Here is a 21,935-nt window from a genome sequence, read left to right as displayed (position 1 = left end):
GGGACGGGCGCCGTCGCCGCGTTTGGTGTCCGAACGTCCGCAGCAAGTGAAGAGGGTCGCCAGTGGAGACATCGAAGCTCGAAGGGCTGCTCGCCGAGTACGTGGAGCTGGAGCAGCGGCTGGCCGATCCCGGCGTGCACGCCGACCAGACGAACGCCCGCAAGCTCGGCCGCCGCTACGCCGAGCTCACCCCGGTCGTGCGCACCGCGCGGGAGCTCGACCAGACGCGGTCCGACCTGGACACCGCCCGTGAGTTCGCCGCCGAGGACGCCACCTTCGCGGAGGAGGCAGACCGGCTCGCCGAGGCGATCCCGCCGCTTGAGGCGAAGCTCACCGAACTGCTGCTGCCCCGCGACCCGCACGACGGCTCCGACGTGCTGCTGGAGGTCAAGTCCGGCGAGGGCGGCGAGGAGTCCGCGCTGTTCGCCGGCGACCTGCTGCGCATGTACCTGCGGTTCGCGGAGCGCCAGGGCTGGCGGGCCGAGGTGCTGGACAAGACCGAATCCGACCTCGGCGGCTACAAGGACGCCACGGTCGCGATCAAGGCCAAGGCCGGCGACACCAGTCCCGACGGGGTGTGGTCGCGGCTGAAGTTCGAGGGTGGCGTGCACCGCGTGCAGCGGGTGCCGGTCACCGAGTCGCAGGGCCGGGTGCACACCTCGGCCGCGGGCGTCCTCGTCTACCCCGAGCCGGAGGAGGTCGAGGTCGAGGTCGACGAGAAGGACCTGCGCATCGACGTCTACCGGTCGTCCGGGCCCGGCGGGCAGAGCGTGAACACCACCGACTCGGCGGTGCGGATCACCCACCTGCCGACCGGCATCGTGGTGTCCTGCCAGAACGAGAAGTCGCAGCTGCAGAACAAGCACCGCGCCATCCAGGTCCTCAAGGCCCGGCTGCAGGCCCACGCCGAGGAGGAGGCCGAGCGGGAGGCCGCGGAGGCCCGGCGCAGCCAGGTGCGCACAGTGGACCGTTCGGAGCGCATCCGCACCTACAACTTCCCGGAGAACCGCATCTCCGACCACCGGGTGAACTACAAGGCCTACAACCTGGACCAGGTCCTGGACGGCGATCTGGAAGCGGTTGTCGCCGCCCTGCTCGCCGCCGACAGGAAAGAACGACTCGCGCTTTAAGCTGAACGCGTGACGCGACAGCCCCTGCGCCTGGCCATCCTCGAGGCGGAACGCATCCTCGCCGCTGCGGGCGTGGCGAGCCCGCGTACCGATGCGGAGCTGCTGGCCGCGCACCTGCTCGGCGTCGAACGCACCAAGCTGATGATGGTGCCGCTGGTGGATCCGCCGGTGGTCCAGGCGTTGCACGAGCTGGTGCGCCGCCGGGCCGCGCGGGTGCCGCTGCAGCACCTCACCGGCAACGCCTCGCTCGGCAACGTGACGCTCAGCGTCGGGCCAGGGGTGTTCGTGCCCCGCCCGGAGACGGAGCTGCTGCTCGCGTGGGGCCTGTCGACGCTGGAGGGCGTGGACCGGCCGGTCGTGGTGGACCTCTGCACCGGGTCCGGGGCGCTGGCGCTGGCGATGGCCAACGCCCGCCCGGACGCCACCGTGCACGCGGTGGAGAAGGAACCCGCCGCGCTGGCCTGGGCGCGCCGCAATGCCGACCAGCAGGCGCAGGCCGGTGACAACCCGATCCACTTGTACGCGGGCGATGTCACCGACCCGATGGTGTTCATGGAGCTGGAGGGCCTGGTCGACCTGGTCCTCTGCAACCCGCCCTACGTGCCGGAGGGCACCCCGGTGCCGCCGGAGGTCCGCAACCACGATCCGCACGAGGCGGTGTTCGGCGGCCGCGACGGCCTCGACGTGGTCCGGCACGTCATCGGCTGCGCGGCGCGGCTGCTGCGTCCCGGCGGCGGGGTGGCCATCGAGCACGACGACACCCACGGCGGTTCGGTGCCCGCCCTGCTGCGCGCCCGCCGCGTCCTCGAAGACGTGCAGGAGCACACCGACCTGGCCGGCCGCCCCCGCTTCGCCACCGCCCGCCGCACCCCGCCGCCGACGCCCTGACCTGCGGTTTGACAGGAAGGTTCCCATGCTCCCACCACCCCGAAGGGGTCAGTGGGAGTTGACGAACTCGCGGAGCAGGGCGTTGAACTCGTTGGGCTTCTCGCGGTTCGGCCAGTGGCCGGCGCCGGAGATCACCCGCAGCGTCGCGCCCGGGATCGCGTCCGCGGCGTCGCGGGCCGCCGACACCGGCACGATGGCGTCGCGTTCGCCGTGGATCACCATCACCGGGCAGTGGATGCGGTCCAGGTGCGGGAGGTGGTTGATCCGCATCGCCCGCCGGTCGACGGCGTCGGCGTGCCAGTCGGCGAACACCGAGCCCCGGGCGCCCGCCTCGGCGACGACCTCGTCGACAATGGACTCCAGGTCCGGCACGGTCTGCGCGCCCGCGAAGAAGCCCCGTGTCAGCACCAGGCGGGCGAAGGATCGGTTGAGCCGCAACAACTTCGCGGCCAGCGGGCCGGCGAAGCGGGTGCGCAGCAGCGCGTAGGTCAGGAAGTGGTGCGGCATCTTGTGCTGCATGCCGGTGCTGTCCACGAGCACCAGTCCGCGGACCCGCTGCGGATTGCGCAGCGCGAAACCGGCCGCGATGCTGCCGCCCATCGACAGGCCGACCAGGACGGCGTCCGGCACCCGCCAGGCGTCCAGCAGCCAGCGCAGCACCTCTTCGAAGGTGCGCTGGTTCGCGCTGCCGTGCCACGGCATGCTGCCGCCCTGGCCGGGCAGATCCGGCGCGAACACCCGGTGGTCGGCGGCCAGCACGCCGATCGCGTGCCGCCAGGCCAGCATCGCGTTGTCCGGCCCGCCGCCGTGCAGCAGGACGATCGCCGGACCGCTGGACCCCGCCCGGTAGAAGCGGATCTTCCCGGCCGGGAACTCGATCTGGTCGACCTCGACACCCTGGGGTGGGGCGGTCATTCGCTCTCCTCGCATTTCGTCGCAGTTCCGTGCCCGCTTCCGGCAGACGCCCGAGCGCCACCGGCGTTGCCCGGCGCGGGCACACCCAACGGATCTCGGTCGAGCGCCCGGGTGTTACTCGGGACGAATATTCCCGGACGGGGATCGACGGCACCACTCGAACGGGTCGAACGGGGGGCGTGCCAGGATTCGGGTGTGAGCACCGTCTATGACTGCACCAGTCCGGACAGCCGCGAAGAGGGCCTGGCCGCCGCGGCCAACACGGTTCGCGCGGGCGGGCTGGTCGTGCTGCCCACCGACACCGTCTACGGCATCGGCGCGGACGCCTTCGACGCCAACGCAGTGCACGCCCTGCTCGCCGCCAAGGGGCGCGGCCCGGACATGCCGGTGCCGGTGCTGGTCGGCTCCTGGTCCACTGTGGATGGGCTGGTGATGTCGGTCCCGCAGCAGGCGCGGGCGCTGATCGAGGCGTTCTGGCCCGGCGGGCTGTCGCTGGTGCTGCCGCAGGCGCCGTCGCTGTCCTGGGACCTCGGCAACACCCGGGGCACGGTGAACCTGCGGATGCCGCTGCACCCGGTGGCCCTGGACCTGCTGCGCGAGGTCGGCCCGATGGCCGTCTCCAGCGCCAACCGCACCGGCCGGCCGCCGGCCGCCAGCGCCGGCGAGGCGCGCGAGCAGCTCGGCGACTCGGTGCAGATCTACCTGGACGGCGGCCCGTCCGGGGAACCGGTGGCCTCCACCATCGTCGACCTCACCCAGGGCACGCCCCGGGTGCTGCGGGAGGGCGCGGTGAGCCTCGCCGACCTGTCCGAGGTGCTCGGTGAGGACCTCGAAGCGGACCGGTGAAACCAGTCCGGGCGCGGGCCGATAGCGTTGGCTCCGCCAGCCGCAACGTGAACAGCGATGAGGAGCGCCGGGTTTGAGCAATCCGTTCTGGGGGCTGAAGTTCGAATTCACGCGGGCCTCGGCCCCGCGCGGGTGAGCCACCGGTATGGACAACGCGCCATCATGGGCTCCTCAAGGGCTTCCCGCCCGTGAGTACCTGCTCGTCATGCTCACCGCCGCGGCGGCGACCTTCCTGCTGACCGGGCTGGTCCGGCTGCTGGCCTTCCGGGTCGGCGCCGTCGCATATCCGCGGCAGCGCGACGTGCACGTCAAGCCGATGCCGCGGATGGGCGGGGTCGCGATGTTCGGCGGGGTGCTGGTGGCCATGTTCCTGGCCGCCAACCTGCCCACGCTGTCGCGCGGGTTCACCTATTCCAACGACATCCTGGCGGTGGTCATCGCCGGCGGGCTGATCGTCCTCGTCGGCGCGCTGGACGACCGCTTCGAGCTGGATTCCCTGACGAAGCTCGCCGGGCAGGTCACCGCGGCCGGGATCCTGGTGCTCTTCGGCGTCCAGTGGTTCGTGTTCTGGGTGCCGTGGGGCGGCACCGAGGGCAACCTGGGGCAGCTCATGGTGCTGGGCAGCAACCAGGGGCAGCTGCTGACGGTGCTGCTGGTCGTGGCGATGATCAACGCGATGAACTTCGTGGACGGGCTGGACGGCCTGGCCTCCGGCATCGGCCTGGTGTCGGCCACCGCGACGTTCGTGTTCTGCCTCGCGGTGCTGGACCGGCAGAACGGCGATGTCAACGCCTACCCGCCGGCGCTGATCGCGGCCGCGATCGCCGGCGCCTGCCTGGGCTTCCTGCCGCACAACTTCCAGCCTGCCAAGATCTTCATGGGCGACTCGGGTTCGATGCTGATCGGCCTGATGCTGGCCTCCGCGACCACGTCCGCGTCCGGCCGGATGGACTACGCCCACCTGAACCCCACCGACACCATCGCGCTGCTGTCGCCGCTGCTGGTCGTCGCGGCGGTGCTGTTCGTGCCGCTGCTGGACCTCATCATGGCCGTGGTGCGCCGCACCCGGGCGGGCAAGAGCCCGTTCCACGCCGACAAGATGCACCTGCACCACCGGCTGCTGGAAATCGGGCATTCGCAGCGCCGCGCGGTGCTGCTGATCTACCTGTGGGCGGCCGTCATCGCCTTCGGCGCGGTGTCGTTGACGCTGTTCAACGCGGTGGCTGTGGCGTGGGTCGTAGGCTTGGGGGTGTTGCTGGCCGCTATCATTTCGGTGATTCCGCGTATGCGCACCCGAGCCGATCGAGAGTCCCGATGAGCGAAGCGACCGACACGCCGAACCCCGCCGAGCCGGCCGAGCCCGCTGTGAACCCGCACGCCGAGATCGTGCGCCGGCTCGCCGCGGCGATGCTGCGCACCGCCTTGTGGCCGGGTGTGGCGACGGTGGCCATCGGAGCGGTCGTGGCGACCGTGCTGGTCGGCGTGCCCGGCCTGGTCGGGGCGCTGATCGGCGGCGTTGTGGCGTTCGCCTCGTCGCTGCTGACGATCTGGCTGATGCGGTTCACCGGCGGCATGAGCCCGCACTTCGTGATGGTCGCCGCGCTCGGCGGCTACGTCGGGAAGATGATCGTGCTGCTGGTGGTGATGACGCTGCTCGGCGGCGTCGACGCGATCCACCGGGAATCGTTGGCGTTCACCATGCTGGCCACCGTGATGGTGTGGGCGGGCGCCGAGGTGGTGGCGTTCAAGCGCACCAAGATTCCCACGATCGTGCCGGGAAGCTGATTCCTCTCGACGCGGTTTCCAGGCGCCCGGCCGCTGCGCCGGACAGGTGGAGGCGGACCACATGTCGGGAGACTACTTACCCGCTGGTATCGTCCCGCCGCAGAAGCCTTCCCTGCACAGCGCGGGTCCAAGGGGCGCACGGAGGCCCCTCGATCCCACCGGGTGGGGAGGGCCCCTCCGCGTGCCAGATCGCGTATCAGGTACGTTAAGTGCAAAACGTGACGATTCCCCCGGCAGAGTGAAGTTCACCGGGAGAACCGGAAGGAGCCCAGTTGGGCGCGCTGATGCTGGCCGAGGGCGGAACATTCCAACCGCCGGGTGCCGATAGCTTTATCCTTCCGCCGATCTTCGGCGGAGTCACCAAGCCGATGGTCCTCGTCGTTCTCTCGGCGATCATCGTGGCCGCGTACTTCGTGATCGCCACCCGGAACCTGAAGCTCGTTCCGGGCAAGGGGCAGTTCGTCGCGGAGTTCGTCTACGAGTTCAGCCGCAACAAGATCGCGCGGGAACACATCGGGGCCAAGGATTTCCGTCCGTTCGTGCCGCTGATCTTCGCGCTGTTCACGTTCATCCTGGTGAACAACATCTTCGGCATCATCCCGATCATCCAGTTCCCCACGATGTCGCGCATCGGCTTCCCGCTCGCGCTGGCCGCCGTGGTGTACCTGGTGTTCCACGGTGTCGGTTTCGCGCGGCACGGATTCCTGGGCTACTTCAAGCACATCATGTTCCCGCCCGGGGTGCCGAAGCCGATCTACATCCTGCTGTCGCCGATCGAGCTCTTCCAGAAGTTCATCGCGCAGCCGGCCGCGCTGGCGATCCGAGTGTTCGCAGCGATGTTCGCCGGTCACCTGATCCTGCTGGTGTTCACGCTCGGTGGCGAGTTCCTGCTGCTCGAGGCCGGGGCCGCGCTGAAGCCGGTCTCGCTCGTCGGGTTCGCCTTCGCCGTCGCGCTGACCTTCGTCGAGGCCCTGATCCAGGTGCTGCAGGCGTACATCTTCGCGCTGCTGACCGCGAGCTTCATCGGTGCGGCGTTGTCCGAAGGCCACTGAACAAGAGACTTCGTTCCCAACAAAGGACCTGTCGATCCGCGCCGAGAAGCGGACCGAGTGAAAGGTAGTGACAGTGAGCAACATCGTTCTCGCGCAGGCCGCCGAAGCCGCGGGCAGCATCAACCCCGGTCTGGCCGCGATCGGTTACGGCCTGGGCGCCATCGGCCCCGGTATCGGTGTCGGCCTGATCTGGGCCGCCGTCATCAACGGCACCGCCCGCCAGCCGGAGGCCCAGGGCCAGCTGCAGGGCATCGCCTGGATCTCCTTCGTTCTGGTCGAGGTGCTGGCGCTGATCGGCCTGGTCGTCTACTTCATCGCGTCCGCTGCCTGATAACGGCTCAACGCGTTGGGAGACGTTGTGGTGAAGACGCAGATGCTGCTGGCCGCGGAAGGCGAGCACAACCCGATCATCCCGGAACCCGCGGAGATCGTGGTCGGTCTGATCGCGTTCCTGCTGCTGCTGTTCGTGCTGTGGAAGTACGCGGTCCCGCGCTTCGAGAAGATCTACGAGGAGCGCAGCGAGCGGATCGAAGGCGGTATCGCCAAGGCCGAGGCCGCGCAGGCCGAAGCCCAGCGGACGCTGGAGCAGTACAAGTCGCAGCTGGCCGAGGCCCGCGCGGAAGCGGCCCGGATCCGCGATGACGCCCGCGCCGAAGGCCAGCAGATCCTGGAAGAGATGCGCGCCCAGGCGCAGACCGAGTCCGAGCGGATCATCAACCAGGGCCAGACCCAGTTGGCGCACCAGCGGGCTCAGATCGTCGCCGAGCTGCGGTCGGACCTCGGCCGCCAGGCGGTCGAGCTGGCCGGCCGGATCGTCGGCGAGTCCCTGGAGGACGAGGCCCGTCGGCGGGGCACCGTCGACCGGTTCCTCGACGAGCTGGAGGCCGCCTCGGCCCCGGCGTCGTCCGAATCGGCCAAGGCCTAACCGAGTGAAAGGCGCTGAGAGTTGAGCACCCTCGTGAACGCCGCGAGCCGTGAGGCGCTGGCAGCCACCGAGCTGCAGCTGCTGCAGGCCACCGATGGGGCCCAGGCCGCGGAGATCACCGGGCTCGCCGACGAGCTGTTCGGCGTGGCCGCCCTGCTGGGCCGCGAGTCCACGCTGCGGCGGGCGCTCGCCGACGCCTCCACCGACCCGCGGTCCAGGGAAGACCTGGCCCGCGGGCTGTTGGCGGACAAGCTCGGCGCGCGGGCGCTGCCCGTGGTCGTCGAGGCCGTCCGGGCCCGTTGGTCCAGCCCGAAGGACCTGGTCGACGGGCTGGAGCGGTTGGGCCGCACCGCGCTGCTGGTGCAGGCCGAGCGGGCCGGCCGGCTCGACGCAGTCGAGGACGAGCTGTTCCGGCTGGGTCGCATCATCGGCTCCCAGGTGGACCTGGAGCGGTTGCTGTCGGACCCGACCGGCGACGAGGCGGGCAAGTACGCCGTCGTCGACCAGCTCATCGAGAGCAAGGTCGAGCCGGTGACCCTGGACCTGGTCCGCCAGCTGGTGGCCCGGCCGCGCGGCCGGCGGGTCAGCGAGGGGCTGGAAGAGCTGGCCGAGCTGTCGGCGAAGCGCCGCGAGCGCTCGGTGGCGCACGTCCGGTCCGCGATCCCGCTCAGCGATGAGCAGCAGCAGCGGCTGTCGCGCACGCTGCAGCGGATCTACTCGCGGCCGATCGCCCTGCACCTGGAGGTCGACTCCGCGGTCGAGGGCGGGCTGCTGATCCGGATCGGCGACGAGGTCATCGACGGCAGCATCACGGGACGCCTGCAGTCCCTGCGGCGCGACCTCGCCGACTAAGACCACGGGCCGTAGGCCCGGGAAACCGGTGCGGCGCCCAAACCAACTCCCTTCCAAGAACTAACCGAGGGCAGGAACGAGACATGGCGGAGCTGACGATCTCGTCGGACGAGATCCGCAGTGCGATCGAGAAGTACGTCTCCAGCTACTCCCCGGAGGTCAGCCGCGAGGAGGTCGGGGTCGTCACTGATACCGGTGACGGCATCGCCCATGTCGAGGGTCTGCCTTCGGTGATGACCGAGGAGCTGCTGGAGTTCCCGGGCGGCATCTACGGTGTCGCGATGAACCTGGAAGCTCAGGAGATCGGTGCGGTCATCCTGGGTGAGTCCGAGAAGATCGAGGAAGGCCAGGAGGTCAAGCGGACCGGCAAGGTCATGTCGGTGCCGGTCGGCGACGGCTTCCTCGGCCGCGTGGTCGACCCGCTGGGCGCCCCGATCGACGGGCTCGGCGACATCGTCGCCGAGGAGCAGCGTCCCCTGGAGCTGCAGGCCGCGACGGTCGTGCAGCGGCAGGGCGTGGGCGAGCCGCTGCAGACCGGTATCAAGGCCATCGACTCGATGACCCCGATCGGCCGCGGCCAGCGCCAGCTGATCATCGGCGACCGCAAGACCGGCAAGACCACGGTCGCGGTCGACACGATCATCAACCAGAAGAGCAACTGGGACAGCGGCGACCCGCAGAAGCAGGTCCGCTGCATCTACGTCGCGATCGGCCAGAAGGGCTCCACGATCGCCGGCGTGAAGCGGTCCCTCGAGGACGCCGGGGCGATGGAGTACACCACCATCGTCGCCGCGCCGGCCTCCGACTCGCCGGGTCTGAAGTGGCTGGCCCCGTACGCCGGTTCGGCCATCGGCCAGCACTGGATGTACCAGGGCAAGCACGTCCTGATCGTCTTCGACGACCTGACCAAGCAGGCCGAGGCCTACCGGGCGATCTCGCTGCTGCTGCGCCGCCCGCCGGGCCGCGAGGCCTACCCGGGCGACGTGTTCTACCTGCACTCGCGTCTGCTGGAGCGCTGCGCGAAGCTCTCCGACGAGATGGGCGCCGGTTCGATGACGGGTCTGCCGATCATCGAGACCAAGGCCAACGACGTGTCGGCCTACATCCCGACCAACGTCATCTCCATCACCGACGGCCAGTGCTTCCTGCAGTCCGACCTGTTCAACTCGGGTCAGCGCCCGGCCATCGACGTCGGTATCTCGGTGTCGCGCGTCGGTGGTTCCGCGCAGATCAAGGCGATGCGGAAGGTCACCGGGTCGCTGAAGATCGACCTGGCGCAGTTCCGCGAGCTGGAGGCGTTCTCCGCGTTCGCCTCCGACCTGGACGCCGCGTCGAAGGCGCAGCTGGAGCGCGGTGCCCGCCTGATGGAGATCCTCAAGCAGGGTCAGGGCGCGCCGCTGCCGGTCGAGGAAGAGGTCGTGTCGCTGTTCCTGGGTACGCAGGGGCACCTCGACTCGGTTCCGGTCGCCGACGTGCGCCGCTTCGAGTCCGAGTTCCTGGCGCACCTGCGGCGCACCCACGAGTCCGTGCTGAAGGACATCGTCGAGACCAAGCAGCTCTCCGACGACGGTGTCAAGTTCATCGTGGAGTCGGTGGAGGACTTCAAGAAGCAGTTCACCTCGTCCGACGGTTCCTCGGTCTCGCCGGGAGAGCAGCCGGAAGCCGAGGCGCTGGCGGCTGACGAGTTGGGCCAGGAGACCGTGAAGGTCAACCGCCCCGCCCCGAAGAAGTGACCGGATAGCCATGGCTCAACTTCGGGAACTGCGAAACCGCATCCGGTCGGTCAAATCGACCCGGAAGATCACCAAGGCGCAGGAGCTGATCGCTACCTCGCGCATCATGAAGGCGCAGGCCAGGGTCGAGGCGTCTCGCCCGTACGCGGACGAGATCACCAACGTCCTGACCGCGCTGGCCGACGTGAGCACGCTGGACCACCCGCTGCTGACCGAACGCTCCAACCCGAAGCGCGCCGGCGTGCTGATCGTGACCAGCGACCGGGGCTTCTGCGGTGGCTACAACGCCAACGCGATCAAGGCGGCGGAGGAGCTGCAGTCGCTGCTGCGCGAGCAGGGCAAGACCCCCGTGCTGTTCGTCATCGGCCGCAAGGGCGAGGCGTACTACCGCTTCCGGCAGCGCAAGGTCGAGGCGAGCTGGACCGGTTTCACGGACCGGCCCGCTTACACCGACGCCGCCGAGGTGGGCGAGACGCTGGTCAAGGCATTCCTGGCGGGTGCCGACGACTACCTCGACGACGGGGGCACGGACGGTACGCTGGGTGTGGATGAGCTGCACTTGGTGCACACCGAGTTCGTCTCCATGCTCACCCAGAAGCCGACGGTCAAGCGGATCGCGCCGCTTGAGGTCGAGTACGCCGAAGAGCCTGCGAAGACCCTCAAGTCGACGTACGAGTTCGAACCGGACGCGGAGGCCCTGCTCCGGGCCCTGCTGCCGAAGTACATCAAGACCCGCCTGTTCGCCGGTCTGCTGGATGCGGCGGCGTCTGAGCACGCTGCCCGCCGGACGGCTATGAAGTCGGCGACGGACAACGCGGACGAATTGATCCGCAACCTCAGCCGTGAGGCCAACCAGGCTCGCCAGGCCCAGATCACCCAAGAAATCAGCGAGATCGTCGGTGGTGTCGAGGCGCTCTCGTCAGCAGGAAGTGAGTGACATGACCGCTACTGCCACTAGCACTGCTACGGGCACTGGCCGCGTCGTCCGGGTTCTCGGCCCGGTCGTGGACGTCGAGTTTCCGCGAGACCAGGTGCCGGACCTCTACAACGCGCTCTCCGTGGACATCACCGCGGAAGCCATGGCCAAGACGCTGACGCTGGAGGTCGCCCAGCACCTGGGTGACAGCGTCGTGCGGACGATCTCGATGCAGCCGACCCAGGGCCTGGTGCGCGGCGTGGCCGTGACCGACTCCGGCGCGGGCATCTCGGTGCCGGTCGGCGACGTCGTCAAGGGCCACGTGTTCAACGCCTTGGGCCACTGCCTCGACGAGCCGGGCTACGGCTCGGACGCCGAGCGCTGGACGATCCACCGCAAGGCACCGGCCTTCGACAAGCTCGAGGGCCGGACCGAGATGCTGGAGACCGGCATCAAGGTGATCGACCTGCTCACCCCGTACGTGCAGGGTGGCAAGATCGGTCTGTTCGGTGGCGCCGGTGTCGGCAAGACCGTTCTGATCCAGGAGATGATCCGGCGGGTCGCCAAGAACTTCGGTGGCACCTCGGTGTTCGCCGGTGTCGGTGAGCGCACCCGTGAGGGCAACGACCTCTGGGTGGAGATGGCGGAGTCCGGCGTGCTCGCCGACACCGCGCTGGTCTTCGGTCAGATGGACGAGCCGCCGGGCACCCGTATGCGGGTCGCGCTGTCCGCGCTGACGATGGCGGAGTACTTCCGCGACGTGCAGAACCAGGACGTGCTGCTGTTCATCGACAACATCTTCCGGTTCACCCAGGCCGGCCAGGAGGTTTCGACCCTGCTGGGCCGGATGCCGTCCGCGGTGGGTTACCAGCCGACGCTGGCCGACGAGATGGGTGAGCTGCAGGAGCGGATCACCTCGACGCAGGGTCGCTCGATCACCTCGATGCAGGCGATCTACGTGCCCGCGGACGACTACACCGACCCGGCCCCGGCGACGACCTTCGCCCACCTGGACGCGACGACCGAGCTTTCCCGGCCGATCTCGCAGAAGGGCATCTACCCGGCGGTGGACCCGCTGTCGTCCAGCTCCACCATCCTCGACCCGGCCATCGTCGGTGAGGAGCACTACCGGGTGGCGCACGAGGTCAAGCGGATCCTGCAGAAGTACAAGGAACTGCAGGACATCATCGCCATCCTCGGTATGGACGAACTGTCCGAAGAGGACAAGGTGACGGTGCAGCGGGCGCGTCGCATCGAGCGCTACCTGTCGCAGAACTTCTTCGTGGCCAAGCAGTTCACCGGCCAGGAGGGCTCCTTCGTTCCGCTGAAGGAGACCATCGAGGCGTTCGACAAGCTCTGCAAGGGCGACTTCGACCACTACCCGGAGCAGGCGTTCCTGTCCATCGGTGGTCTCGACGACCTGGAGCAGGCGTACAAGAAGCTCACCGAGAAGTGAGCGCCGGGCCCCGCTGAAGGGGCCGGCAGACCGGCAACGGGGTCGGGGTCCGCGTGGACCCCGACCCCGCTTGCGAAAGCACCACTACAAGGCATTATCAGCCCGGCCAGTCACGATCGCCCTGGTGGCACCGGATAGACTGCGGGCACACACCCGACAAAGGAGACGCGCGTGGCCAACATGTCCGTCCAACTGGTCGCCGTCGAGCGCCGCCTGTGGTCCGGGGAGGCGACCGCGGTGGTCGCGCAGACCACCGAGGGAGAGATCGGCGTCCTGCCCGGGCACGAGCCGCTGCTCGGCGAGCTGATCGAGGGTGGTGTGGTGCGCATCACCACCACCGAGAAGGAGACCGTCACGGCCGCGGTGCACGGTGGTTTCCTGTCGGTCACCGCGGACGGGGTGAGCGTGCTGGCGGAGTCTGCGGAGCTCGCCTCCGAGATCGACGTGGAGCAGGCCCGCGCGGACGTCAAGAGCGCCGACGAACAGGCCCGAGCGCGGGCCTTGAGCCGATTGCGAGCGGCCGGCCACTCGGCCTGATCCGGGCCGCGCATGGGTTCCCCGGTCTTGTTGCTGGCAGTGGCCTTCGGGCTGCTGGTGATCGCTGCCCTGGTAATCGGGGCGCTCGCGTGGCGGCGGCTGCGGGAACTGCGCGTCGGGGGCATCGACGTGGCGTTGCGCGCCAGCAAGGACGGCGGTGGCCGCGGCTGGCACTTGGGTGTCGCGCACTACCGGGGCGAGGAGTTCGCCTGGTACCGCGTGCTCAGCCTGCGGTCCGGGCCGAACTGGGTGATCAACCGCCGGGACGTGGAGATCGCGCGGCGCCGCGAGCCGTCGATGGCCGAGGCCTATGCGATGCCGTCCGGATCGACGGTCCTCGACCTGACCGGCCCGGAGCTGGAGCTGGCGATGAACACCGACGCCCTGACCGGCTTCCTGTCCTGGCTCGAATCGGCCCCACCGGGCCGGTCGGTGCCCTGGGCATCCTGAAACGACCAGCGGGGTCCGTTACCGGGCCCCGCTTTTTCGTGCGCTGACAGCCTGGGAACTTTCCTGTCACCCAGGTGGCAGGAAGGTTCCCATGCTCACATCCGGCGACCGAGCTCGGCGCAGATGTCGTGCAGGAGCTGCTGGAAGACGTCGGTGAGCGGGGCGTGCCGGGTGCTGGTGGGCACGGCGGCGTGGATGCGGCGGTGCAGCCCGGACGCGAGCGGCCGGTGCACGGTGCCGGCGGCCTCGCCGATGGCGAGGCGGGGGATGAACGAGACCGCGACACCGGCCGAGACCACCGCTTCGGCGACGGCGTAGGACTCGAACTCGAAAGCCACCTTCGGGGTGACGCCCTCGGCTCGGGCGGCGGCCTCCAGTTGCCGCCGGTTCGGCAGGCTGCGCGGCGCGCAGGCCCAGGTGTCGTCGCGGAAGTCGTGGAGCCGCGGCTCGGCCCGCTCGACGAGCGGGTGGTCGCTGGGCAGCACGGCGTGGACGGGATCGTCCAGGAGGTGCACGAGGCGCACGCCGGGCGGGACGTCGAGCGGCTCGTCGTACTCGCCGACCAGCGCCAAGTCGAGCTGGTGCGCGGCGACCCGATCGATGCCTTCAGCGGGGCCCAGGTCCACCACGGAGAGTTCCGCCCCCGGGTGCCGGTGGCGGAGCGCGGCGAGCGTCTCCGGCAGCAGTGCGAGCCCGGCGGTGGGGAAGGCGCCGAGGCGCAGCCGGTTGCGGTGCTCGTCGCGGAATCGTGCGGCGTCGGCCGTTGCGTCGTCGAGCGCGGCGGCGATGCGCTCGGCCTGTTCGGCGAGCCGGATTCCCAGCGGGGTCAGGCGCACGCCGTGAGCGTGCCGCTCGACGAGCTGGGCGCCGACCTCGGTCTCCAGCCGGGCCAGCTGCTGAGACACGGCCGGGGGAGTCCGGCGGAGCTGTTCGGCGGCGCGGGTGACGCTGCCCTGCTCCCGGAGGGCCAGCAGCACCAGCAGGCGTGACGGGTCGAGCATGAAGGTTTACTTTACGCTTCCCGAAGTTCCGTAACTGGAAGTGAATCAGCGCGCGGAGAAGACTTGGCGCTGTGACCGAGCAAGCCAGTTTCACGATCGAACCCGAACCCATCGACAGCCCTGAGGCCCAGCTGGCCCTGGGCCGCTACATCGAGGAGCTCAACGGCCGGTTCCCGGACGGGTTCGACACCAGTCGCGCCGCCCCGCCGGCGAAGGACGACTTCACGCCGCCGGTGGGGGACTTCCTGGTGGTTCGCGCCGAGGGCCGGGTGCTCGGTTGCGGCGCGGTGCGCACCGGGGGTGGCATCGCCGAGATCCGGCGGATGTGGATCGCGCCGGAGCTGCGCGGCAGGGGCGCGGGGCGAGCCTTGCTCGCGGCGCTGGAGGAGCGCGCGCGACGTCTTGGGTGCTCGCTGATCCGCCTGGACACCGCTACCGAGCTGCACGAGGCCCGCGCGCTCTACGACTCGGCCGGCTACCAGGAGGTTCCGGCGTACAACGACAACCAGTACGCCAAGCACTGGTTCGCGAAACCGGTGTCCTGACCAGGGCTCTAAGCTGCGGGAATGCGCATCGAGCCGGTCGAGTACGACCACCCCGACGCCAAGAGGTTGATCGACGAGCTCCAGCGGGAGTACGTCGTGCGCTACGGCGAGGAAGACCTGACGCCGGTGGACCCCGTCGAGTTCCGGTCGCCCGGTGGCCTGTTCCTGCTCGGCTACGTCGACGCCCGTGCGGTCGCGTCCGGCGGGTGGCGGGTCCAGGCCGGCGACGGGCCCGGTTTCCGGGACGGCGACGCCGAGCTCAAGCGGATGTACATCGCTCCCGATGCGCGCGGGAACGGGTTGGCGCGGCGGATGCTCGCCGAACTGGAGAACACCGCCGCGCTGGCCGGCCGCAAGCGCATCGTGCTGGAGACCGGCATCCGGCAGCCGGAGGCGATCGGCCTCTACGCCTCCTCCGGCTACACCGAGATCGAGAAGTTCGGGGTGTACCGCGACGACCCGCTGAGCAGGTGCTTCGGCAAGGATCTCTAGGCGTTGCCGCCCGGGCGCCAGAGCACGTCGCCGTCCGGGTTCGCCACCCGGGCGAGGATGAACAGCAGGTCCGAGAGCCGGTTCAGGTACTTGGCGGGCAGCGGCGAGGTGCGCTCGCCGTCGGCTTCCTGCAGCGCCCACGCGGACCGCTCTGCGCGCCGGGCCACGCACCGGGCCTGGTGCAGCAGCGCGCCGCCGGGGGTGCCGCCGGGGAGGATGAAGGAGTCCAGCTTGCCCAGGCGCGCGTTGAACTCGTCGCACCAGCCTTCGAGGCGGTCGACGTAGGCCTGGGTGATGCGCAGCGGCGGGTACTTCGGGCTTTCGGCGACCGGGGTGGAGAGGTCCGCGCCCACATCGAAGAGGTCGTTCTGCACCGCCCGCAGCACCTCGACGACGTCGTCGGAGAGCTGCGCGGTGGCCAACGCCACGCCGAGCACGGAGTTCGTCTCGTCCACGTCCGCGTAGGCGATGAGCCGCGGATCGGTCTTGTGCACCTTGGAGTTGTCCGACAACCGCGTCGTGCCCGAGTCGCCGGCCCGCGTGTAGATCTTCGTCAGGTGGACAGCCATGCCGTCAGCCTAGGCGGAGGCGGCCGTGCCCCGTCGGGCGTGACAGGAAGGTTCCCATGCTCCAGTTCTGCGGGGCTGGAGTGACAGGAAGGTTCCCATGCTCGCTCGATGCAACCCGCTCCGATGGCGGTGGGGGGTGGGCCGTAACCTCGATGCTCGTGAGTGAGCACTTCCGGGTACACGGCGGGGCGCGCCTCGTCGGCGAGGTCGACGTCGTCGGGGCGAAGAACAGCGTGCTGAAGCTGATGGCCGCGGCGCTGCTGGCGGAGGGCACGACGACGATCGTCAACTGCCCGGAGATCCTCGACGTTCCGCTGATGGCCGACGTGCTGCGCAGCCTCGGCTGCGAGGTGTCGATCGACGGCGGCACCGTGCACATCACGACTCCGGCGGCGATCAGCCACGAGGCCATTTCACCGTCGATGGGCAAGCTGCGCGCGTCGGTGTGCGTGCTGGGGCCGCTGGTCGCCCGGTGCCGCCGTGCCGTCGTGACGCTGCCCGGCGGCGACGCGATCGGTTCCCGCCCGCTGGACATGCACCAGAACGGGCTGCGGCAGCTCGGTGCGACCAGCCACATCGAGCACGGCGCGGTGGTGGCCGAGGCGGAGAACCTGCGCGGCGCGCAGATCTGGCTGGACTTCCCCAGCGTGGGCGCGACCGAGAACATCCTGATGGCCGCCGTGCTGGCCGAAGGCACCACCGTGATCGACAACGCGGCGCGGGAGCCGGAGATCGTCGACCTCTGCGTGATGCTGCAGCAGATGGGCGCCAAGATCGAAGGTGCCGGCACCTCCACGCTGACGGTGCACGGGGTGTCCTCGCTCAAGGCGGTCGAGCACCGCGTGATCGGGGACCGGATCGTCGGCGCGACCTGGGCGTTCGCCGCCGCTGCGACCCGCGGCGACATCATGGTGCGCGGTGTCGATCCGCGGCACGTGAACCTGGTGCTGGAGAAGCTGCGCAGCGCCGGGGCGGAGGTCACCACGTCCGAGGAGAGCTTCCGCGTGGTGATGCACGACCGCCCGCACGCGGTGGACTTCGTGACGCTGCCGTACCCGGGTTTCCCGACGGACCTGCAGCCGATGGCGCTGGCGTTGTCGTCGGTCGCCGATGGTACCTCGATGATCACCGAGAACCTGTTCGAGTCCAGGTTCCGCTTCATCGAGGAGCTGGTCCGGATGGGCGCCGACGCCCGCACCGACGGGCACCACGCGGTGGTGCGCGGCCTGGAGCGGCTGTCCAGCGCCCCGGTGTGGGCGACCGACATCCGCGCCGGGGTGGGCCTGGTGCTCGCCGGGCTGTGCGCGGACGGTTCGACCGAGGTGTGGGACGTGTTCCACATCGACCGCGGCTACCCGAACTTCGTGGAGAACCTGCGCGGCCTGGGCGCCGAGATCGAACGCGTGACCGACTGAGCTGCAGTTCACCCGTTCGGGCCGGACCATGGGCGAGAACCTGCTCCCGGGTTGAAGGGGCGATGGTCATGGCGAGCAGAGGGTGGACGCGAAGAGATTTCCTGAAGGGCTCCTGCGTCGCGGCGGGCGCACTCGTGCTGGGCGGGTGTGCGCGCACCGGCGGGGGCGGGGCAGGCGGTGATCCGCTCGAAGCGGCCCGCAGCTCCGGCACCATCCAGGTCGGCATCGCAGGCGAGGCGCCCTACGGCTTCACCGACGCGGCCGGCCGGGTCACCGGTGAGGCGCCGGAGGTGGCGCGCGCGGTGTTCCGGGGCCTGGGCGTCAACGACGTGCAGGCTACGCAGGTCGACTTCAACCAGCTGATCCCGGCGCTGAACGCGGGCAAGTTCAGCGTGGTCGCGGCGGGCATGTTCATCACCCCGGAACGCTGCAAGAACGCGGCGTTCTCGATCCCGGACTACCTGGCGCCGACGTCGTTCCTGGTGCCGAGGGGCAATCCGGAGGGAGTCGCCACGTTCGAAGACGTGGTGCGGAAGAAGCTGCAGCTCGCGGTGCTCAGCGGCGCGGTGGAGAAGGACTACGCGCAGCGGCTGGGCGTGCCCGGCTCGCAGTTGCAGGTCTTCGACACGCAGAACGCGCTGCTGCAGGCGGTGCTCAACAAGCGCGCCTACTGCGCCGCGTTGACGAACATCTCGCTCAACGACGTGGTGAAGAAGAACCCGGGCGCGCCGGTCGAGGTCACCAAGGGCTTCACGCCGGTGATCAACGGCAAGGCCGAGGTGCAGGCGGGTGCGTTCGTGTTCCGCTCGTCGGACACCGCGCTGCGCGGCGCGTTCAACACCGAGTTGAAGAAGCTGCACGACAACGGCGAGTGGGTCCGCATCACCGAGCCGTTCGGCTTCACCAGCGACAACCTGCCACCGGCCGATGTGACCACGGACGCTCTGTGCGCCGGTAGCTGACCCCGGCAACGGGAGGCGACATGTCCGGGAACGTCTCGCACTTCGTCTCGGTCCTGCTGCAAGGCGCGCCGCCGACGGTGATCGCGACGCTGTGCGGCATCGCGCTGTGCGTCGTGCTGTCGCTCGCGGCCGGCCTCGGCATGCTGTCGCCGTGGCGGTGGGTGCGTGTCATCGCCCGCAGCTACGTCGAAGTCTGGCGCGGCACATCCGAAGTGGTGCAGCTGTTCTGGATCTTCTTCGCCCTGCCGCTGCTGGTCGGCTTCGAGCTGCTGCCTCTGTGGGCGGGCATCCTCGTGCTCGGCCTGAACCACGGTGCGTACGGCGGCGAGATCGTGCGGGGCGCGGTGCGGGCGGTGCCGAAGGAACAGCACGAGTGCGCGGTCGCGCTGAGCTTCGGCCCGGCGCAGCGGATGTGGCGGGTGATCCTGCCGCAGGCGGTGGTGGAGATGATCCCGCCGTTCAACAACCTGTTCATCCAGCTGCTGAAGAGCAGCGCGCTGCTGTCGCTGATCTTCGTGCACGACATCACCTACCAGGGCCGGGACGTCCTCGAACCGAACTTCACCGGCCAGACCACGCTGATCTACCTGCTGATGCTGGCGCTGTACCTGGTGCTGGCGCTGCTGATCACGGCGGTGATGCGGGTGCTGGAGAAGCGGGCCGCGGCGGCCGTGGGCCGCGAGCCCGTCGCGCCGTCGAAGGCGCTCGGCCGAGCCGAAGGCGGGGCGGTCTAGTTGATCTGGGACTGGGAGTTCACCGGACGGATCATCCCGGACATCCTGCGCGGTCTGGTGGTGACGTTCGAGGCGACGCTGCTGGGTTCGATCGTGGCCTTCGCGCTCGGCCTCGTCCTGGCGCTGCTGCGGCGATCCCGGATCCGGCTGGTCAGCGGGGCGGTCTGGGTGCTCATCGAGTTCGTCCGAAGCACGCCGCTGCTGGTGCAGCTGTACTTCCTGTTCAACGTGCTGCCCGGGATCGGCCTGAGGTTCTCCTCGCTGACCACCGGCGTGATCGGCCTCGGCGTGCACTACGCCTGCTACACCGCCGAGGTCTACCGAGCCGGGATCGAGGGCGTACCGCGAGGCCAGTGGGAGGCTGCGGCGGCGTTGAGCCTGCCCACCCGCCGGGTGTGGACGAGCGTGATCCTGCCGCAGGCGATCCCGCGGGTGCTGCCGGCGCTGGGCAACTACACGATTTCGATGTTCAAGGAAACGCCGCTGCTGCTGGCGATCGGGGTACTCGACCTGGTGGGGGCGGCGCAGGAAGCCGGAGCGGAGGCCTACCGGTACGTCGAGCCGCTGACCTTGGCGGGCATCTGCTTCCTGCTGCTCAGCTACCCGTCGTCGCTGCTGGTGCGGAGGTTGGAGAGCCGTGTCGGGATCTGATGCGGGCCACGACATGATCCGGTTCGACCGCGTGGTCAAGCGGTTCGGCGACAACGTGGTGCTGGACGAGCTGGACTTCGCGGTGCGGCCGGGCGAGCGGGTCACGCTGATCGGGCCCAGCGGATCGGGCAAGACGACGATCCTGCGGCTGTTGATGACGCTGGAACGGGTCGACGGCGGCACCATCCACGTCGGCGAGGACTGCCTGACCCACGTGCGGCGGGGAGGGCGGCTGGTGCCCGCCGACGAGAAGCACCTGAGGAAGGTGCGCAGGCGGATCGGCATGGTGTTCCAGCAGTTCAACCTGTTCCCGAACATGCGGGTGCTGCGCAACATCACCGAAGCACCGGTCCACGTGCTCGGTCGGTCCACTGAGGACGCCGAGCGGCGGGCGCGGGAACTGCTGGACGTGGTGGGCCTGGCGGACAAGATCGACGCCTATCCCACGCAGCTTTCCGGTGGCCAGCAGCAGCGGGTGGCGATCGCGCGAGCGCTGGCGATGAGCCCGGACGTGCTGCTGCTGGACGAGATCACTTCGGCTCTGGATCCGGAGCTGGCCGCCGAGGTGCTGGACGTGCTGCGAGATCTGGCGCGCACCAGCGACATCACGATGCTGTGCGTGACGCACGCGATGAAGTTCGCCCGCGACGTCTCGCACCGGGTGCTGATGTTCGACGCGGGCAAGATCGTCGAGGACAAGCCGCCCGCCGAGCTGTTCGAGAATCCGGAGCAGGAGCGCACCCGGGCGTTCCTGCGATCGGTGCTCGACGAGGCCTGACCGGTACCTGTCGGAACCGGCGGTTAAGGTCCGCGGCAGGTTCCGGAGCAGTCGGGAGGACGCGGATGACCACGTCGACGAAGGTCGGCCGATTGATGGCCTTCACCGCGAAGCCGGGCAAGGGCGGTGACCTCGCGGCTGCGATGCTGCAGGTCGCGGAGGGTCTCCGGCAGGTGCCCGGCTGCGAGCTCTACGTCATCAGCCAGGATTCCGGCGACCCGGACACGGTCCGGGTGGTCGAGGCGTGGGCGGACGAGGCGAGCGCGGACGCCGCGCTGGCGGCAGCGGCCAACACCACCGGCCCGGTCAGCATCGAAGCGGTGCTGGGAATGCTGGCGAAGCCACCGGAACGCATCGACCTGACCACGCTCGGCGGCGTGGGGCTGTGACGCCTGACCGGCGGCAGGTCAGGCCGGGTTCCGGCGTTCGTGCAGGAGAAGCAGGGTGTAGGCGGCGATCGACTGCGCATCGGTGATCTCGCCTGCGGCGATCATCGCCTCGAACTCGGTCCGGGAGAACCAGGCGGCACGCATGTCCTGCTCCTCCAGCTCGCGCTCGTGTTCGCCGGAGGTGAGCCCGGTGGCCAGGAACGCCCGGCCTCGCTGGCTGGTGAGCCCGGGAGCCACATCGAGGACGCCGATGTCGACGAGCTTCTCGGCCCGCAGACCGGTTTCCTCGCGCAGCTCCCGCGCGGCCAGCTCGGTGGGCGCGACATCGAGCCGGTCCGGGGCGGTGCCCTGCGGGAATTCCCAACGCCGCAAGCCCAACGGGTAGCGAAACTGCTCCACGAGGTGGAGCCGATCGCCGTCGAGCGGGATCACCAAGGCGTAGTTGGGCTTGTCGACCACGCCGTATATCCCGTCCGAGCCGTCGGCCCGGCGAATGCCGTCCTCGCGAACGGTCATCCACGAGTTGGCGTAAACCTCGCGGCTGCTCGTCTGCTGCATGAGCCCATGATGCCGCACGCAGGACCCCAGCGGCCCGGATCAACCAGAGGGCGCGCTCGCCTGACCACGCGACGACGCCAGGTGCCGGTCAACGATCGCGCGGTGTTGGGCGGGCAGTGCTCTGCCGCCTGGTCTGGGTGTTCGTCTGGGGTCCACTGTGGGCGGTGGGATGAACTCGGGTCTCCCGTCGCGCATGGCGATGTCCCAGCGTTGGTTGTGGAGCGTGCGGTGGTGGTGGCCGCAGAGCATCACCATGTTGTTCAGGTCGGTGGCTCCGCCGTCGACCCAGTGCCGAACGTGGTGCGCTTCCGGTGTCCCTGGCGGCCGGTCACACTCCGGGAACGCGCACACGCCAT

General features: G+C 69.6%; 27 protein-coding genes. 22 read left to right on the top strand and 5 right to left on the bottom strand.

Annotated features, from left to right (window positions below; translation table 11 throughout):
* The first annotated feature begins 62 nt into the window (after nucleotides 1-62).
* Entirely contained in the window at nucleotides 63-1,130 is a 1,068-nt protein-coding gene (gene prfA, locus AC07FN_RS11770; RefSeq protein ID WP_478395599.1) for a peptide chain release factor 1, read from the top strand.
* Between the two features lie 9 nt (nucleotides 1,131-1,139).
* Entirely contained in the window at nucleotides 1,140-2,018 is an 879-nt protein-coding gene (gene prmC, locus AC07FN_RS11765) for a peptide chain release factor N(5)-glutamine methyltransferase (RefSeq protein WP_478395598.1), read from the top strand.
* 48 nt (nucleotides 2,019-2,066) lie between these two features.
* On the opposite strand, the gene AC07FN_RS11760 is transcribed toward prmC, so the two are convergent.
* Nucleotides 2,067-2,933 carry an alpha/beta fold hydrolase gene (locus AC07FN_RS11760; protein ID WP_478395597.1) on the bottom strand — a complete coding sequence of 289 codons (867 nt, stop codon included), beginning with the start codon at nucleotides 2,931-2,933 and terminating at the stop codon, nucleotides 2,067-2,069.
* Nucleotides 2,934-3,128: 195 nt separating this feature from the next.
* Between AC07FN_RS11760 and AC07FN_RS11755 the strand changes: the two genes are divergently transcribed.
* The 12 genes from AC07FN_RS11755 (at nucleotide 3,129) to AC07FN_RS11700 (ending at nucleotide 13,485) form a co-directional block, all read left to right on the top strand.
* Nucleotides 3,129-3,779, top strand: coding sequence for an L-threonylcarbamoyladenylate synthase (locus AC07FN_RS11755; protein WP_452618216.1), 651 nt, complete (start codon nucleotides 3,129-3,131; stop codon nucleotides 3,777-3,779).
* Nucleotides 3,780-3,924: 145 nt separating this feature from the next.
* Nucleotides 3,925-5,097 carry a glycosyltransferase family 4 protein gene (locus AC07FN_RS11750; RefSeq protein ID WP_478395596.1) on the top strand — a complete coding sequence of 391 codons (1,173 nt, stop codon included), beginning with the start codon at nucleotides 3,925-3,927 and terminating at the stop codon, nucleotides 5,095-5,097.
* A complete protein-coding gene (locus tag AC07FN_RS11745) occupies nucleotides 5,094-5,564 on the top strand; it encodes a Cg1360 family ATP-synthase-associated protein (RefSeq protein WP_452618218.1) in 471 nt (156 codons plus the stop codon). Before AC07FN_RS11750 ends, AC07FN_RS11745 begins: the two co-directional genes overlap by 4 nt.
* A 272-nt stretch (nucleotides 5,565-5,836) precedes the next feature.
* Entirely contained in the window at nucleotides 5,837-6,616 is a 780-nt protein-coding gene (atpB, locus tag AC07FN_RS11740; protein WP_358574598.1) for a F0F1 ATP synthase subunit A, read from the top strand.
* A gap of 73 nt (nucleotides 6,617-6,689) precedes the next feature.
* On the top strand, nucleotides 6,690-6,947 hold the full coding sequence (locus AC07FN_RS11735) for an ATP synthase subunit c family protein (RefSeq protein ID WP_358306140.1): 258 nt from the start codon (nucleotides 6,690-6,692) through the stop codon (nucleotides 6,945-6,947).
* Between the two features lie 30 nt (nucleotides 6,948-6,977).
* On the top strand, nucleotides 6,978-7,541 hold the full coding sequence (locus AC07FN_RS11730; RefSeq protein ID WP_478395711.1) for a F0F1 ATP synthase subunit B: 564 nt from the start codon (nucleotides 6,978-6,980) through the stop codon (nucleotides 7,539-7,541).
* 21 nt (nucleotides 7,542-7,562) lie between these two features.
* Nucleotides 7,563-8,393, top strand: coding sequence for a F0F1 ATP synthase subunit delta (locus AC07FN_RS11725; RefSeq protein WP_478395595.1), 831 nt, complete (start codon nucleotides 7,563-7,565; stop codon nucleotides 8,391-8,393).
* An 83-nt stretch (nucleotides 8,394-8,476) separates the two neighbouring features.
* On the top strand, nucleotides 8,477-10,126 hold the full coding sequence (gene atpA, locus AC07FN_RS11720; RefSeq protein ID WP_478395594.1) for a F0F1 ATP synthase subunit alpha: 1,650 nt from the start codon (nucleotides 8,477-8,479) through the stop codon (nucleotides 10,124-10,126).
* A 10-nt stretch (nucleotides 10,127-10,136) separates the two neighbouring features.
* Nucleotides 10,137-11,063 (top strand): F0F1 ATP synthase subunit gamma, encoded by a 927-nt coding sequence (locus tag AC07FN_RS11715; protein ID WP_478395593.1) that lies wholly within the window; start codon nucleotides 10,137-10,139, stop codon nucleotides 11,061-11,063.
* A 1-nt stretch (nucleotide 11,064) separates the two neighbouring features.
* Nucleotides 11,065-12,498, top strand: a complete 1,434-nt coding sequence (gene atpD / locus AC07FN_RS11710) for a F0F1 ATP synthase subunit beta (protein WP_478395592.1) — start codon at nucleotides 11,065-11,067, stop codon at nucleotides 12,496-12,498.
* Nucleotides 12,499-12,669: 171 nt separating this feature from the next.
* On the top strand, nucleotides 12,670-13,035 hold the full coding sequence (locus AC07FN_RS11705; protein ID WP_478395591.1) for a F0F1 ATP synthase subunit epsilon: 366 nt from the start codon (nucleotides 12,670-12,672) through the stop codon (nucleotides 13,033-13,035).
* Between the two features lie 12 nt (nucleotides 13,036-13,047).
* Nucleotides 13,048-13,485, top strand: a complete 438-nt coding sequence (locus tag AC07FN_RS11700) for a DUF2550 domain-containing protein (RefSeq protein WP_452618222.1) — start codon at nucleotides 13,048-13,050, stop codon at nucleotides 13,483-13,485.
* A gap of 95 nt (nucleotides 13,486-13,580) precedes the next feature.
* Here the strand turns inward: AC07FN_RS11700 and AC07FN_RS11695 are convergent, their stop codons facing one another.
* Nucleotides 13,581-14,486, bottom strand: coding sequence for a LysR family transcriptional regulator (locus AC07FN_RS11695; RefSeq protein WP_478395590.1), 906 nt, complete (start codon nucleotides 14,484-14,486; stop codon nucleotides 13,581-13,583).
* A 71-nt stretch (nucleotides 14,487-14,557) separates the two neighbouring features.
* Between AC07FN_RS11695 and AC07FN_RS11690 the strand changes: the two genes are divergently transcribed.
* The gene (locus AC07FN_RS11690; protein ID WP_478395589.1) at nucleotides 14,558-15,031 is read left to right on the top strand and encodes a GNAT family N-acetyltransferase; all 474 of its coding nucleotides are present in this window, start codon (nucleotides 14,558-14,560) and stop codon (nucleotides 15,029-15,031) included.
* A gap of 21 nt (nucleotides 15,032-15,052) precedes the next feature.
* The gene (locus AC07FN_RS11685) at nucleotides 15,053-15,523 is read left to right on the top strand and encodes a GNAT family N-acetyltransferase (protein WP_478395588.1); all 471 of its coding nucleotides are present in this window, start codon (nucleotides 15,053-15,055) and stop codon (nucleotides 15,521-15,523) included.
* Here AC07FN_RS11685 and AC07FN_RS11680 read toward each other — a convergent pair.
* On the bottom strand, nucleotides 15,520-16,092 hold the full coding sequence (locus tag AC07FN_RS11680) for a cob(I)yrinic acid a,c-diamide adenosyltransferase (RefSeq protein WP_452618226.1): 573 nt from the start codon (nucleotides 16,090-16,092) through the stop codon (nucleotides 15,520-15,522). The genes AC07FN_RS11685 and AC07FN_RS11680 overlap by 4 nt on opposite strands.
* 158 nt (nucleotides 16,093-16,250) lie before the next feature.
* On the opposite strand from AC07FN_RS11680, the gene murA reads away from it, so the two are divergent.
* The 6 genes from murA to AC07FN_RS11650 all read left to right on the top strand — a co-directional run bounded on the left by murA (nucleotide 16,251) and on the right by AC07FN_RS11650 (nucleotide 21,021).
* Nucleotides 16,251-17,507 carry a UDP-N-acetylglucosamine 1-carboxyvinyltransferase gene (gene murA / locus AC07FN_RS11675; protein ID WP_478395587.1) on the top strand — a complete coding sequence of 419 codons (1,257 nt, stop codon included), beginning with the start codon at nucleotides 16,251-16,253 and terminating at the stop codon, nucleotides 17,505-17,507.
* Between the two features lie 68 nt (nucleotides 17,508-17,575).
* Nucleotides 17,576-18,469 carry an ectoine/hydroxyectoine ABC transporter substrate-binding protein EhuB gene (ehuB, locus tag AC07FN_RS11670; RefSeq protein WP_478395586.1) on the top strand — a complete coding sequence of 298 codons (894 nt, stop codon included), beginning with the start codon at nucleotides 17,576-17,578 and terminating at the stop codon, nucleotides 18,467-18,469.
* A 20-nt stretch (nucleotides 18,470-18,489) separates the two neighbouring features.
* Entirely contained in the window at nucleotides 18,490-19,203 is a 714-nt protein-coding gene (ehuC, locus tag AC07FN_RS11665; protein ID WP_478395585.1) for an ectoine/hydroxyectoine ABC transporter permease subunit EhuC, read from the top strand.
* Nucleotides 19,204-19,854: an ectoine/hydroxyectoine ABC transporter permease subunit EhuD gene (gene ehuD / locus AC07FN_RS11660; protein ID WP_478395584.1), complete on the top strand. Its 651-nt coding sequence runs from the start codon at nucleotides 19,204-19,206 to the stop codon at nucleotides 19,852-19,854. It abuts the gene before it with no gap.
* A 13-nt stretch (nucleotides 19,855-19,867) separates the two neighbouring features.
* Entirely contained in the window at nucleotides 19,868-20,632 is a 765-nt protein-coding gene (ehuA, locus tag AC07FN_RS11655) for an ectoine/hydroxyectoine ABC transporter ATP-binding protein EhuA (protein ID WP_093271119.1), read from the top strand.
* A 65-nt stretch (nucleotides 20,633-20,697) separates the two neighbouring features.
* Nucleotides 20,698-21,021 carry a putative quinol monooxygenase gene (locus AC07FN_RS11650; RefSeq protein ID WP_478395583.1) on the top strand — a complete coding sequence of 108 codons (324 nt, stop codon included), beginning with the start codon at nucleotides 20,698-20,700 and terminating at the stop codon, nucleotides 21,019-21,021.
* 18 nt (nucleotides 21,022-21,039) lie between these two features.
* On the opposite strand, the gene AC07FN_RS11645 is transcribed toward AC07FN_RS11650, so the two are convergent.
* Nucleotides 21,040-21,579 (bottom strand): NUDIX domain-containing protein, encoded by a 540-nt coding sequence (locus AC07FN_RS11645; RefSeq protein WP_478395582.1) that lies wholly within the window; start codon nucleotides 21,577-21,579, stop codon nucleotides 21,040-21,042.
* A gap of 39 nt (nucleotides 21,580-21,618) precedes the next feature.
* On the bottom strand, nucleotides 21,619-21,935 hold a 317-nt coding region (locus AC07FN_RS11640; protein WP_478395581.1), incomplete at its 5' end, for an HNH endonuclease signature motif containing protein.

It is taken from the genome of Saccharopolyspora sp. NPDC045941 (genome assembly GCF_056431445.1).
Note: the sequence above shows the minus strand (reverse complement) of the source record. Positions and strands in the feature narration are given on the sequence as shown.

What these genes read in the sequence shown, in the direction of transcription:
- AC07FN_RS11760 (WP_478395597.1), bottom strand. Translation starts at nt 2,933, where the DNA reads ATGACCGCCCCACCCCAGGGTGTCGAGGTCGACCAGATCGAGTTCCCG.
- AC07FN_RS11750 (WP_478395596.1), top strand. Translation starts at nt 3,925, where the DNA reads ATGGACAACGCGCCATCATGGGCTCCTCAAGGGCTTCCCGCCCGTGAG.
- AC07FN_RS11745 (WP_452618218.1), top strand. Translation starts at nt 5,094, where the DNA reads ATGAGCGAAGCGACCGACACGCCGAACCCCGCCGAGCCGGCCGAGCCC.
- atpA (WP_478395594.1), top strand. Translation starts at nt 8,477, where the DNA reads ATGGCGGAGCTGACGATCTCGTCGGACGAGATCCGCAGTGCGATCGAG.
- AC07FN_RS11715 (WP_478395593.1), top strand. Translation starts at nt 10,137, where the DNA reads ATGGCTCAACTTCGGGAACTGCGAAACCGCATCCGGTCGGTCAAATCG.
- atpD (WP_478395592.1), top strand. Translation starts at nt 11,065, where the DNA reads ATGACCGCTACTGCCACTAGCACTGCTACGGGCACTGGCCGCGTCGTC.
- AC07FN_RS11700 (WP_452618222.1), top strand. Translation starts at nt 13,048, where the DNA reads ATGGGTTCCCCGGTCTTGTTGCTGGCAGTGGCCTTCGGGCTGCTGGTG.
- AC07FN_RS11695 (WP_478395590.1), bottom strand. Translation starts at nt 14,486, where the DNA reads ATGCTCGACCCGTCACGCCTGCTGGTGCTGCTGGCCCTCCGGGAGCAG.
- AC07FN_RS11685 (WP_478395588.1), top strand. Translation starts at nt 15,053, where the DNA reads ATGCGCATCGAGCCGGTCGAGTACGACCACCCCGACGCCAAGAGGTTG.
- AC07FN_RS11680 (WP_452618226.1), bottom strand. Translation starts at nt 16,092, where the DNA reads ATGGCTGTCCACCTGACGAAGATCTACACGCGGGCCGGCGACTCGGGC.
- ehuB (WP_478395586.1), top strand. Translation starts at nt 17,576, where the DNA reads ATGGCGAGCAGAGGGTGGACGCGAAGAGATTTCCTGAAGGGCTCCTGC.
- ehuC (WP_478395585.1), top strand. Translation starts at nt 18,490, where the DNA reads ATGTCCGGGAACGTCTCGCACTTCGTCTCGGTCCTGCTGCAAGGCGCG.
- ehuA (WP_093271119.1), top strand. Translation starts at nt 19,868, where the DNA reads ATGATCCGGTTCGACCGCGTGGTCAAGCGGTTCGGCGACAACGTGGTG.
- AC07FN_RS11650 (WP_478395583.1), top strand. Translation starts at nt 20,698, where the DNA reads ATGACCACGTCGACGAAGGTCGGCCGATTGATGGCCTTCACCGCGAAG.
- AC07FN_RS11645 (WP_478395582.1), bottom strand. Translation starts at nt 21,579, where the DNA reads ATGCAGCAGACGAGCAGCCGCGAGGTTTACGCCAACTCGTGGATGACC.